This window comes from Paraclostridium dentum (genome assembly GCF_012922555.1).
Taxonomy (GTDB): Bacteria; Bacillota; Clostridia; order Peptostreptococcales; family Peptostreptococcaceae; genus Paraclostridium; species Paraclostridium dentum.
In genome coordinates, this window is record NZ_WIPK01000006.1 from 105569 (window position 1) to 118732 (window position 13164).

The following is a 13164-nucleotide window of genomic DNA, read 5'->3' on the forward strand; positions in this document are numbered from 1 at the left end:
TTATATATTTTTAAGAGCTTTTGCTATATATCCATTATTCATTTCTAATATTACTTTAGCTTCTTCTTTTTCTAAGTTTGACAAGATCATAAATATAGATAACTTTACATCAAAACCAGTTTCATTTAAAATAGTTTCTGCTTCTTTAAAACTTACTCCTGTAGCTTCACACACTATTTTTTTAGATCTTTCAACTAATTTTTCATTTGTTGCTTTTACGTCTACCATTAAGTTTCCATATACTTTTCCCATTTTTATCATGCTTCCTGTTGATAGCATATTTAATACTAATTTTTGTGCTGTCCCTGACTTTAATCTTGTAGACCCTGTTACAACTTCTGCTCCAACAACTGGAGATATTGCTATTTTAGCTTCTTTTGCTACTTGTGAGTATGCATTACATGTAACTGATATCGTTAGGGCTCCTATTTCATTTGCATACTCTAATCCCCCTATTACATATGGTGTTCTACCTGATGCAGCTATACCTACTACCGTATCATTTTCATTTAAATGCTTGTCCTTTAAATCTAATACAGCTAATTCTTTAGAGTCTTCAGCACCTTCTTTAGCTCTAAATATGGCTTCTTGCCCTCCTGCTATTAATCCTTGAACTAATTCTTCTGATACTCCATATGTTGGAGGACATTCTGATGCATCTAGTATTCCTAACCTTCCAGAAGTTCCTGCACCTATATATATTAACCTTCCACCTTTTTGCATTCTCTCTACTATTCCATCTATAGCTTCTGCTATTTTAGGTAGTTCTATTTCTATTGCATTTGCTACCTTTTTATCTTCTTCATTTATCATCTTAACCATTTCTAAAGTTGATACTTTATCTATATTTAATGTATTTTGATTTCTACTTTCTGTTGTTAATTTCGATAAGTTTAATTTATCCATTTTTTTACCTCCACATTTCCATGAATTCGTTTTCTTGTTTGTAATTTCATAATACCATGTTTGAAATATGATTTCAATATATTTTATAAATAAAGAAATATTATTTTATACATATGATAAAAATTTATATCTATCAATGCATTTTAAAAGAATACATTTTCCTAAAACTAAAAAAGTTAACTCACTTTTTATGAGTTAACTTCTACTTTTGACTGCACTTTTCTTTCCATTTTCCTAATTTTTTATTGTATATTTCTTTTATAAGTTCAATATCTACTTCATTTTCATAATTTTGACTTATTATTGAACTTGCAACTATAATAACATCTAAACATTCTTCAGTTATATCATGCTTTGACTTATTTTTATATCCACATCCACATGCATTTATATTACTAAGTATAGCTTGTGCTACTTCTCCTGTTTCTTCTGTTAATTTTAAAGCCCTTTGTTCTATTGTTTTTTTATCTACTTCTGTTAGTTTTTGAATTTCTTCAAAATTGACTAATGTGTTGTTGTTCATTGTTATACCTCTTTTCTTTAATTACATAACATATTTAGTATAACATAAGTCTTAGATAGAAGATGATATACATGTTTTTGCTCCACAAGCAAAGTTCAGCTTGAAATGTAGCTGAACCTTGCATATCCTCATATATTTTTTTTAATACATATTTGATAGAATTTCAATGTTAAATCTTATTAACAAAATCAGTAAAATACCTAGTTTTATTGGTTTAGTATTAAATTTGTGTTAATATATATATATGTAGCTAATTTGAAATTTAATTGGCTACCTCGTGTTTTTACTTCCTACGATTTTCGTAAATTTAAAGGGGGTTGTAATCAGCAATGGATCGGTTGAGAAGAAGTTATAATATGGTTATGTTCTTATTATTAGGACTAATCTGTGGTATATCTGGAAATTTACTAGATAAACCTGTATTAACTCCTGTACTTTATATAGGTTGCGCATTATGTGGACTTATATTTTCAGGGTTAGTATTCTCTCCAATGAAAAAAGGACTTGAAAGTTAAAACTTAAATAAAAAAGAGCTATATATATAGCTCTTTTTTTCATGTTATTTTACATTTTCTACATTATAATCATTATCTAACTTTGATTTATATCCATTAACTAGTGAGTCTAATGCTTGCTTTATTTCATATTCACTTGGTAATATTACATATCTTCTTGCATCTAATATAAATTTACTTTCCTTATTAACTATATTAACACTAGAAATTTTCTTATTTACACTACCTTTCATATCTAAAAGTAGTTTTGAAAATTCACCTTTGGTAATATTTTTTAATATTATGTAAATTTCTTTTTCTGTTAATAAATTATCTCTTGAAACTCTTTCAACTTCTTCATTGAACATTTCCATAACTTCTTGATTAGTATTTTTTATATATTTATCAAGTATTAATTTTGATAATCTAGCTGTTGCAAATCCTCCTGCACCTATTCCTACTATGTTTAGCAATATGTATATATAAGAATTATTTAATAATTTCCCAAAGTTAGTAATAAGAGCCAATATAAAGAAGGCTAATGTCCCTCCTAAAATACCTAATATCAGTTTCATATTGTTAATCTTTTGATAATTTTTTTCGTCTTCTAAATAGAAATCATCTTCTATTGTATGGTTTCTATATTTATACAAATCTATATCAAGTGAATTATTCGTAGAGTGTAGACTATTTGCAAATCTACAGTATTCACTTTTATCCACAGTATTATCCAAGTTTATACTTTCAATAAATTTATCTCCGTAAATTTTTATACTTCTCAAAATAGATTTGATAAGCGCTTCATTTTTCGAATCTCCATTCCATATAGATAGCGCATATTCTATACACCCTGACATGCCTAGTATATGTTCTGTTTCTACACTTCCATCAATTTCAAAAAATTCTACTCCTCTTACTTTACCTTCATTAGCTATAATTTTAGCTTGATTGTATGTAAAAGCTCCTCTTTTTAATATCTCCTTTGGCTCTAATGTTGCATGCGTCATACCTTCCTTTATTCTATCTTCAAAGTCCGCTATAGCTTCTTCATATTTATCTAGAGGTATTTCAATACTCATAGGTGATCCATCTTCGTTTATAAACCTTAATTCACCATAATTCAGACATGCATCAACACATCGTTCGCCACTGCTACTATATTTACTTTTTAGTATCTTTGTCATATATAATTTTCACCCTTTACAAATGAACTTTGTTATCTATGGTTGTTGTTTATCTATTGTGTCTACTATAATAAGTCCTTTTTTATTTTTTATAAGCCCTGGCTTACACTCATAAACATTATATCTATTTACGCTAAGTAGTGCAACTCCATTCGCTTTATTGTCTAGTTTCAAAACATCTCCTACATTTAAATTAATAAGGTCTCTTACAGATATGTTTGTATTTCCTAATGTTGCAGTCATATCAGCCTTTACACTACAAATGTTTTGATATATAGCATTGGTAAATTCATATTGACCTTCTATATCTCTAGTTTTTAGAAGTTTTTTTGTTTCTAATTGTTCAAGTACTGGCTCCATACAACAATAAGGATTGCAAAAATGCATCTTTCCAATTTCTTCGGTACCATTATACATAGTCATTTGTGCAATAAGTACAGACTCACTTACTGAAAACTTATTACTGGATTCAATATTGGTATAAATATTTGAAACTTCCCGCTTATTACATCCTTCTACTATGTGTAATCTTTTTATAAAAGTTTCAGCAATATTCAAAATTAGATGCTTATCAATTTCAGTTAGTTCTCTATTTTTATTTTTAAAGCTTCCATCTCCACCTAACATCAAATCTATAAGTGTAAGAGCTACTGTTTTATCCATTTGATATATAAGTCCCTTTACTAAGGGTAATATGTCATGTTCTATTATTATCGAGTCATATTCAATCGATTTCATAAATTCTTCAAAATTAGTTTGCCTTACTTTTTTAAGTTTAGCATTTATGCTTTTCTGTTTTAAATCATATGCTATATTTAAATTCATATACTTGCAAAAGTCTTCAGCTATAAGTGATAAAAATCTCATATTATCAGCAGAATATCTTTGAGGTTTTTTAAAATCATAATCTCTGATTGTAATTTCCATTTTATATGCCTCCGATTCTATCTACTTTGAAGATTGTTTACCATTGACCACATATCGTCTCCTACCTGTATACCCTTGCTGTTATACTGAAATGACCTTTGAGCCATTATTAAATTTACCATCTCATCTTGCATGTTTACATTAGACATTTCTACATGTCCTTGTAATATGCTTTTATTTTGTACCGCTTCAACATTAGTTGGCTTTGCAGTAAATAAATTATCTCCTACTGATACAAAATCAGCATCTCCTTTAGGTTGATATAAATTAATCACTCCAACTTTGTTATTATCTAGATATATTTCCCCATTCTTATGTATACTTAAATCTCCATTTTTTAGATCAATATTTTTACCATTCCCATTTAAAGGTTGTATATCTAGTATATTACCCTTATCATCTACTAATTTACCAGTTGAATCTAAATTAAATTCTCCATTTCTTGTGTATGCATAGCTTCCATCTGATCTCATCACTCTAAAAAATCCATCTCCATCTATTGCTAAATTAGTATTTATTTTAGTTTCTTTAATTGCACCTTGTTCATAATTTCTAGTTGCTTGAGATATCCTACTTCCAGTACCAGTTCTAACGCTTGTAGAGTTAGTTGGGTATGAATTTTTATGTAATGATTCTTGATATAAATCTAAAAAATTAGCATCTAATTTTTTATATCCTACAGTCTGTGAATTTGTTATATTATTTGAAATCAAATCTATATTAGATTGACTTGATAACATCCCAGACTTACTATTATGCATTATATTATACATATTTTATACCTACCTTACATTTCCGATTTCATTAGCTATTTGTCTTAATGTTGAATCTATAGTTTGTATAACTTTTTGATTAGCTTCAAACTCTTTTACTGTTTCCATCATTTCTGTTACTGAGCTTATGTAATCTACATTTGACCCTTCTACATATCCTTGTTTTATAGAATAGTTATTTGAGTTTTTAGGGTTATTTCCTGAGTATAAGTTATCTCCAACTTTTTTAAGATTTTTGTAATCATCAAAATCTACAATAGAAAATTTATAACTAGATCCACCTTCTACCATAAGCTCGTTTGAAGGTGTAACTGTAATTTTACCATTACCTACATATATAGGTTCATTAGCGCCTGTTGCCTGATTTAATCCCATAACATTATGACCACCATTTGTTACAAGGTATCCTTGTGAGTTAACCTTAAATGATCCATCTCTAGAATAAAATGTATTTCCACCAAAGTCTCTTATCTGAAAAAAACCACTACCATCGATTGCAAAATCGGAATTATTTTCAGTTGCTACAAATGTACCTTGCTTAAAATTTGTATTAACTTCGTCTATTCTAGTACCAAAACTTACTCCACCTAAAATTTGTTGATATGCTTTTCCATTTTGGTAATTATCATTATTGGATAAAGTCATTTCTTCAAAACTTTTAGATATTAATTTATCTTCTTTATACCCATTAGTTTTTATATTTGCTATATTGTTTGTTATTATACTTTGTCTCGACTGTAAATTTAACATCGAAGATACAGATGCATATAGTCCTCTTATCATATTTCCTCCTAATCCAGGTATTTTAGTTTTTTCATCATACCTCTTAAATTTGAAATAGCCTTTTTACTTAACTGTGAAACTCTAGACTCTGTAACTCCTAATATTTCGCCAATTTCTTTAAGTGTCAATTCTTCATAATAATACAGTGATAGTACAAGTCTATCCTTTTCCTTTAGTAAGTCTAACGCCTTAGCTACTGTTTCTATAAGTTCTTCTTTTTCTATTGATGCTTCTACGTTTATAGACTCGTCTTTTATTATATCTATAAGCTTTAAATCATTTTCGCTATCTAAAACCATATTATCAAGAGAACTTGTACTTAAATTTAAAGTGCTTTTTCTTATTTTATGAACTTCGTCATTTGATATTTCCATAAAGTCAGCTATTTCATTTACTGTAGGTTCTCTAAAATTTTTATGTTGTAAATTTTCTATACAATTTTTATATGATCTTACTTTACTTATGCATCCTCTAGATACTGGTGATTGTTTTCTAATTTCATCTATTATATAAGATGTTATTCTTATAGAAGCATAAGTTGAAAATTTAACGCCTTTTCCTTCATCAAACTTATCACTTGCATCTAATAATCCCATAACCCCATAACTTACTAAGTCTTCGTATTCCATTCCTATTTTATTTGTATAATACTTAGAAGCAATGCTTCTAACAATAGGCATATTTTGATTTATAAGTTCTTCTTTACTAATCATAATGTCAACAACTCCAATCACTATATATTAATTACCCCTTGAGATTTTATTTGTACATCATTAGGTATTTCATTTAATGACAGTATAGTTAAGTTAGTAAACACCATTTCAACTAATTTTCTAAACGGTGCTCTTATCTTAGGAGAAACTAATACTATTGGTCTATTATTATTAAAATTAACAGACTCTACAGTCGATTGTATTCCTTTGAAAATCTTATTAGTAGTTTCTGGATCTATAGCTGGATATGTTCCATTTACAGATCTTTGTAAACTATTAGCTACTAAATTTTCAATTTCCATAGATAGTGTTGTAACTACTATCGAATTGTTTTCATCTATTAATTCAAGACATATACTTCTACTCATAGCCATTCTTACATATTCGGTAAGTAACTCTAAATCTTTAGTATTTCTTGCATTATCTGCTAAAGTTTCTAGTATAGTGACTCTATCTTTTATAGATACCTTTTCTTTTAATAGATTTTGGAATACTTTTTGAACTTCTCCTAATGTCATTAAATCTGGTATTAACTCTTCTACAACTGCACTGTATTTTTCTCTTGTAGCATCTATTATCGCCTTTACTTCTTGACGTCCCATAAGTTCATGAGATTTAGATTTTATAGTCTCAAGTAAGTGAGTTACTAATATAGTTGTAGGGTCTACAACAGTAAATCCGTATAATTCTGCCTCTTCTGCTTTGTCTTTTTCTATCCATAAGGCATCTAACCCAAATGTAGGTTCTTTAGTTGATATACCATCCAAATCTACGTCCATGCCCATTGGGTTCATACATAAAAGCATATTTGGCATAAGTTCATATGTTGTTACTGGTATACCTTTTATTTTTATAGTATATTGATTTGGATTTAACTGTAGGTTATCTCTTATCCTTATCGGATGAACTATTATTCCCATATCAATTGCACATTGTCTTCTAACAGATACAATCCTTTGTAATAAATCTCCGCCACTACTTTCATCAGCTAAAGGAATTATTCCATATCCAATTTCTATCTCTATAGGTTCTACATTTAAAAGAGATGAAACATCTTCTGCATTTTCCAGACTTTCCTCAGCTGTCGGCGCAGCTTCAACTTCATATAAGGCTTCCTCTTCGGCCTCTTTTTCTTCTTTTTTAAGTGTGTAGCCTATAAATATAGCTCCTGCACCTAAAGTGAAAAATGATAATTTAGGTAATCCAGGTAATAATCCTAGTAATACTAAAACTATACCTGCCATAATTACTGCTTTAGGAATTGATATTAACTGTTTTCCTAATTGACTACTAAAGTTTTCATCGCCATTAACTTTAGTTACTAATATACCTGCAGATGTTGAAATAATTAATGCAGGAACCTGACTTACTAACCCATCTCCAATTGTAAGTCTTGTATAAGTTTGAATCGATTCCATAAAATCCATATCAAGCATTACAACCCCAATAACTATACCTGCAAGTATGTTTATTGTAGTTATGATTATACCTGCAATTGCATCGCCTTTTACAAACTTTGATGCCCCATCCATAGAACCATAAAACTCAGCTTCTTGTTGCAATTCTTTTCTTCTTTTTCTAGCTGTCTTTTCATCTATAGCTCCTGCATTTAAATCTGCATCTATACTCATCTGCTTACCTGGCATTGCATCTAAGGTAAATCTTGCTGATACTTCAGATACTCTACTCGAACCATTTGTTATAACAACAAATTGTATTATTACTATTATTAAAAATATGATTATACCAACTACGTAATTTCCTCCAACAACAAAACTTCCAAAAGACTCTATAACATTTCCTGCATATCCTTGTCCTAATATAAGTCTTGTAGATGATATATTAAGACCTAGCCTAAATAAAGTTGTCACTAGAAGTATCGTTGGAAATATTGATAATTCTAATATACTAGTTGAAAATATTGTCATTAGTAATATAAGCACTGACAGCCCTATATTTATAGCTAGCATTATATCTAATAAAAAAGGTGGTAGTGGAATTATTATCATAAGTATAATTCCAATTATCCCAAATCCAACTAATATATCAGTTCTTTTTTTAAGTCCTAATTTTTCCATTTAAAACCTCTTTTTATATTTTTTTATATCTATTTTTTATTTTATAAACTGCAACTAATACCTCTGCTACTTCTTGATACATCTTTTCTGGTATCTCTTGTTCAATCTCTACTTCTTTATAAATAAGTCTTGCTAAAGGCTTATTTTCTATAATAGGTATATCATGCTCTTTTGCTATTTCTCTTATCTTAAAGGCTATTAAGTCTGCTCCTTTTGCTACAACTATTGGCGCAGAATCTGCTCCTTTTTCATATTTTATAGCTATAGATATATGAGTAGGATTTGTTACAATTACACTAGCTGATGGTACAGATTCCATCATTCTTCTTGATGACATTTCTCTTTGCTTTTGCTTTATCTTACCTTTTATTTCTGGGTTACCTTCCATTTGCTTAAACTCTTCTTTTACCTCTTGTTTTGTCATTTTAAGATCTTTTTTATATACATACTTTTGATATGCATAATCTAGGGTAGATACAACTACTAAAACAAGAATTATATTTTGTATTAAATCTCTAATTAACTCAACTATCGTTCTCATTAAATATGGTAGATAAATATCTCCGGTTTTCATTATCCCCATGAAGTTTTTCTCCATAAATGAGTATCCTACTTTAAAAAGAACAGTTACAATGATTACACTTTTTATTAAATTTCCTAATGCTTTCTTAGAAAACATATTTTTAAATCCACTTATAGGATTTAGTTTTGATAACTTTGGCTTTAATGGATCTGTTGTCATTAAAAAACCACTTTGCATAAGGTTTCCTATTGATGAAAAAAGTATGATAATCATACCAACGGGTATTATAATTTTCATAAATCCCATTAAAAGAATCATCAATAAATCTTTTACCAATACTATTGAAAACTCATTTGTAAAACCAGTATTTAAATATTGAACTATATAGCTTTGTAGCTCCCCAATTATAAAATCAGACATAGCATAAATTATCATAAGTACACCTAAAAGTGTTACAGTAGTTACAACTTCTTTACTTTTTGCTATATTTCCGCTTTTTCTAGCATCTTTTATTTTTTTGCCAGTAGGCTCTTCTGTTTTGTCATCAGTTGAAAGTAAAAAACCTAAGGGTGCCATAGATGTTACATGCATTTTGCTAGTGGCTTTAAAGGTTCCATCTAAAATATCAGTCATATTAATCAATAAATTATGTAATTCATTTAATATAAATGGTAATGAAATCACAAAAAACATTATTCCAACAATTACTTTTAAAGGCATTCCTATTACCATTACATTTAATTGTGGTACACTTCTTGAAATTAAACCCATTATAAAATCTGTTATTATAAGTGCTAGTATTATAGGAACTGCTATCTTAAATCCGATTATAAAGCACTGAATAAATATATTTACAACATATGTGTAATTATCTTTTAATATGTAACTTCCAACCTCAATAAGTTTAAAACTTTGACTTATACCTTTTATAAGCTCATGATGTCCGTTTATGCTAAAAAATACCATTATTCCAATCCAATAAACTATATTCTCAATTAGTGTGTTACTCTCATGGCTGGTTGGATCGTAAATATTTATCATCGATAACCCAAGTTGTTGATCTATTAAGCTTCCAGCTATCTTTAAACTGTTTATACATATACTTGTTATATAACCTAAAACTAATCCTGTTATAGTTTCCATTACTCCAATATTGACTAGTTCATATACATTTTTAACCTCTACATTAACATTTATTGTAGAAGTAATTATTACCGACATAAATAGTGTGAAAGTAACTTTAAATACATTTGGCGTTCCACTCGGGAAAATTATAGTTATGCATGAAAAAAATGCAATCAATCTTAAAAATACAAATATCAATTTTAAAAGTTATCCTTTTATATTTGCAACCATATTCATAATTTTATTTGTAAATTGAATAAGCTCATTTAACATCCAAGCTCCACCGATCGCCAATGTAATAGCTACAACTATCAACTTCGGTATAAAAGATAATGTCTGTTCTTGGATTTGAGTGGTCGCCTGAAATATACTTATTAGTAAACCTACCAATAAAGATAATATTAAAATAGGTCCTGCTATTAACATTCCTGTATATAAAGTTTCTTTTACTATGCTGACTACTACACTTTCACTCATTTTAGTACGCTCCTCAATTATTGAAAACTTAGCAATAAAGATTTTATTAATAAATTCCATCCATCTACCATAATAAATAACAATAGTTTAAATGGTAGTGAAATCATAACAGGTGGTAGCATAAACATACCCATAGACATAAGTACACTTGATACTACTAAATCTATTAACAAGAATGGTAAATAAATTAAAAATCCTATTTGGAAAGCTGTTTTTAATTCACTAATAGAAAATGCTGGTATTAATATATATAAGGGTATATTTTCTCTAGTTAAATTCTTTTCATTTAAATCTGAGTTTTCAACAAATAGTTTTATATCTTCTTGTCTAGTCTGTTTTAATAAGAATTTTCTTATAGGTTTTTCTGCTTTTTCTACGGCTTCTTCAAACTTAATTTCATGACTCATGTAGGGTTTTAGTGCTTGTTCATTTATTTGCTTTACAGTAGGAGCCATAATAAACATAGTCAAGCATATTGCAAGTCCAACTAATACTTGATTAGGTATTGTTTGTTGTGCACCTAGTGCAGACTTTATAAAAGAAAAAGTTATTATAATTCTTACAAAACTTGTCATCATAAAGACAATTGCACCTAAAAACATTAAACCTGTTAAAACTATAAACATTTTCATTAAAGGAGTATAATCGCTTAAATATGGTGTTATATCACTTAATGTTTGCATCTTTTTTCTCCTTTAGCTTACCTATTAAATTTATAGGGTTTTGTATATCTTTTTTTAAGTTCAATTTTTTAAACTTTAATTTATCTACTTTTAATACATTGTTATTTTGTCTTTTATCTTCTATCTCTTTTATGTCCTCTGGAGTTAAATCTTTTATTCTTTCTATATTATTATTTGAGACTAGCAATACACATCCATCTTCCCCTGTTTTTAAAACAACTAAATATGTATCTTTATTAATCCCAACTTTTTCTAAAATTTTTGCATATTTATACATTCCAACATTTTGTAAGTTTATTCCATTAATTTTATAAGCAATAGCAATTACTCCAATCATCAGAATTATAAATGCACTTAAGTTTACTAAGTATCTCAATGTTTCATACATAATAAGTTATCTTACTCCTTCGTGTCTTGACTTTGTTGCGGTTGTTGACTTTCTTCTTCTTGTTGCTTAGCCTTTTCTTTTTTATCTACTATTAAGATGTCTACTCTTCTATTTGTAGATCTATTTTCTGGAGTATCGTTAGCTACTAAAGGTCTAAACTCTGCATATCCTTTTACTGCAAATCTAGTTGGTGGAACCTCTTTATTTTCAACAAAATACCTTACAACACTTACAGCTCTGGCTGTTGATAGTTCCCAGTTTGATGCATACTGTGAGTTATGTATAGGTATATTATCTGTATGTCCTTCTACTAAAACATCATTATCCATATCTTTAACTAATTTTGTTATAGTGTCTAATGCTTTTATACTCGTTTCTTTTAAATCTGATTTTCCTGAATCATAAAGTATATTTTCATCTAATTGAAGTACTATACCTCTATCTTCTTCTCTTACTTTAACTGAGTCTTGTAGATTATTATCTTGTACTGCTTTATTAACTTTTTTTGCAAGGTCCTCTTTTTCTAAATTAGACTTTCCTACTCCTACTTTTAAATCTTCTATATTTTCAAGTTTTTCTATAGATGTACTTCCACCTAAAGAACTTTTTAAAGCTTTTGATAATTTACTTAACTTTTGACTATCTACTGCCGATATTGAATATAGTAGGATAAAGAAGGTAAGAAGTAGTGTTATTGTGTCAGCATATGTATCCATCCAAGACCCTGTTTCTACATCATCGCCTTTTCCTCTTCTTCTATCTCTACGCGACATTTACTGCTTCACCTTCTATCGTTCCTCTAGTGTAATAAGATTTCTTTTCTTTTGGAGTTAAGAAGTTTACTAATTTTTCTTCAATAACTCTAGTGCTATCTCCATTTTGGATACTCATAATTCCGCAAATCATCATATCCATACGTTCACATTCTCTTTCCCCTTTTATTTGAATGTTAAATCCAATTGGATTTAGTATAGCATTAGCCATTAATGCCCCATAAAATGTTGTTATAAGAGCGGCAGCCATACCACTAGATATAGTATCTGGGCTCCCCATGTCTGAAAGCATTTGAATTAATCCTATTAATGTTCCAACCATACCAAATGCAGGCGCATAAGATCCCCATATTTTAAATATTTTTGACCCTGTAGTATATTTACTTTCTACTTCATCTATTTCTATTTCTAATATTTCTTTAATATCTTCCATGTCAATACCATCTATTGCTAACTCTAAGCCTTTTCTTAAAAATGCATCTTCTATTTCAGAAACTTCTTGTTCTACTGCCAAAGGTCCATCTTTTCTAACTTTTCTAGCTAATTCCTTAAATTGATCTACTAAATCAACTTTATTTATATTCCCTGATCTTAATATTTCTTTAGTTATTTTTAATCCCGTTTTTAAATCTTCCATTGAAAATGTTATAAGAACTGATGCAAAAGATCCTCCAACTGTAATTGCTAGGGATGGTGCATCTACGAATGCACCTATCCCTGTTTTTCCTAGTGATATACCATATACAACAAATCCAAGAGCTAAGACAAGACCTACGGGAGTTAACATATCATTTTTTTTCATATTATCCTCCTA

The 13164-nt window shown here is 28.8% G+C and carries 15 protein-coding genes; 1 reads left to right on the forward strand and 14 read right to left on the reverse strand.

Going from position 1 to position 13164, the window contains the following annotated elements; all coding sequences use genetic code 11:
- Both murQ and GFJ41_RS11190 read right to left on the reverse strand, forming a co-directional pair.
- Positions 1 to 906 (reverse strand): N-acetylmuramic acid 6-phosphate etherase, encoded by a 906-nt coding sequence (gene murQ / locus GFJ41_RS11185; protein ID WP_170075338.1) that lies wholly within the window; start codon positions 904 to 906, stop codon positions 1 to 3.
- Positions 907 to 1108: 202 nt separating this feature from the next.
- Positions 1109 to 1429 carry a MazG-like family protein gene (locus GFJ41_RS11190; RefSeq protein ID WP_170075339.1) on the reverse strand — a complete coding sequence of 107 codons (321 nt, stop codon included), beginning with the start codon at positions 1427 to 1429 and terminating at the stop codon, positions 1109 to 1111.
- Positions 1430 to 1758: 329 nt separating this feature from the next.
- On the opposite strand from GFJ41_RS11190, the gene GFJ41_RS11195 reads away from it, so the two are divergent.
- Entirely contained in the window at positions 1759 to 1944 is a 186-nt protein-coding gene (locus tag GFJ41_RS11195) for a hypothetical protein (protein ID WP_114543864.1), read from the forward strand.
- 44 nt (positions 1945 to 1988) lie between these two features.
- On the opposite strand, the gene GFJ41_RS11200 is transcribed toward GFJ41_RS11195, so the two are convergent.
- From GFJ41_RS11200 to GFJ41_RS11255, 12 genes are read right to left on the reverse strand one after another with little or no spacing between them, the layout of a single operon-like run.
- Positions 1989 to 3107: a YeeR family protein gene (locus tag GFJ41_RS11200; protein WP_035115095.1), complete on the reverse strand. Its 1119-nt coding sequence runs from the start codon at positions 3105 to 3107 to the stop codon at positions 1989 to 1991.
- A 36-nt stretch (positions 3108 to 3143) separates the two neighbouring features.
- The gene (locus GFJ41_RS11205) at positions 3144 to 4034 is read right to left on the reverse strand and encodes a flagellar motor switch protein FliM (protein WP_035115097.1); all 891 of its coding nucleotides are present in this window, start codon (positions 4032 to 4034) and stop codon (positions 3144 to 3146) included.
- 17 nt (positions 4035 to 4051) lie between these two features.
- Positions 4052 to 4807: a flagellar hook-basal body complex protein gene (locus GFJ41_RS11210; RefSeq protein ID WP_035115100.1), complete on the reverse strand. Its 756-nt coding sequence runs from the start codon at positions 4805 to 4807 to the stop codon at positions 4052 to 4054.
- A gap of 9 nt (positions 4808 to 4816) precedes the next feature.
- The gene (locus GFJ41_RS11215) at positions 4817 to 5590 is read right to left on the reverse strand and encodes a flagellar hook-basal body complex protein (RefSeq protein WP_170075340.1); all 774 of its coding nucleotides are present in this window, start codon (positions 5588 to 5590) and stop codon (positions 4817 to 4819) included.
- A gap of 8 nt (positions 5591 to 5598) precedes the next feature.
- Positions 5599 to 6303 carry a sigma-70 family RNA polymerase sigma factor gene (locus GFJ41_RS11220; RefSeq protein WP_021429636.1) on the reverse strand — a complete coding sequence of 235 codons (705 nt, stop codon included), beginning with the start codon at positions 6301 to 6303 and terminating at the stop codon, positions 5599 to 5601.
- A 20-nt stretch (positions 6304 to 6323) separates the two neighbouring features.
- Positions 6324 to 8381 carry a flagellar biosynthesis protein FlhA gene (flhA, locus tag GFJ41_RS11225; protein ID WP_170075341.1) on the reverse strand — a complete coding sequence of 686 codons (2058 nt, stop codon included), beginning with the start codon at positions 8379 to 8381 and terminating at the stop codon, positions 6324 to 6326.
- Positions 8382 to 8394: 13 nt separating this feature from the next.
- Positions 8395 to 10227, reverse strand: coding sequence for a fused FliR family export protein/FlhB family type III secretion system protein (locus tag GFJ41_RS11230; protein WP_170075342.1), 1833 nt, complete (start codon positions 10225 to 10227; stop codon positions 8395 to 8397).
- A gap of 9 nt (positions 10228 to 10236) precedes the next feature.
- A complete protein-coding gene (fliQ, locus tag GFJ41_RS11235; protein WP_021429736.1) occupies positions 10237 to 10506 on the reverse strand; it encodes a flagellar biosynthesis protein FliQ in 270 nt (89 codons plus the stop codon).
- A 17-nt stretch (positions 10507 to 10523) separates the two neighbouring features.
- Positions 10524 to 11189: a flagellar type III secretion system pore protein FliP gene (gene fliP / locus GFJ41_RS11240; RefSeq protein ID WP_021429620.1), complete on the reverse strand. Its 666-nt coding sequence runs from the start codon at positions 11187 to 11189 to the stop codon at positions 10524 to 10526.
- Positions 11173 to 11577, reverse strand: coding sequence for a hypothetical protein (locus tag GFJ41_RS11245; protein ID WP_035115108.1), 405 nt, complete (start codon positions 11575 to 11577; stop codon positions 11173 to 11175). Before GFJ41_RS11245 ends, fliP begins: the two co-directional genes overlap by 17 nt.
- A gap of 11 nt (positions 11578 to 11588) precedes the next feature.
- Complete coding sequence (locus tag GFJ41_RS11250) at positions 11589 to 12350, reverse strand: OmpA/MotB family protein (protein ID WP_114542999.1); 762 nt, start codon at positions 12348 to 12350, stop codon at positions 11589 to 11591.
- Positions 12340 to 13152: a motility protein A gene (locus GFJ41_RS11255; RefSeq protein ID WP_035115110.1), complete on the reverse strand. Its 813-nt coding sequence runs from the start codon at positions 13150 to 13152 to the stop codon at positions 12340 to 12342. The genes GFJ41_RS11250 and GFJ41_RS11255 overlap by 11 nt, the downstream gene beginning before the upstream one ends.
- Between the last annotated feature and the right edge of the window lie 12 nt (positions 13153 to 13164).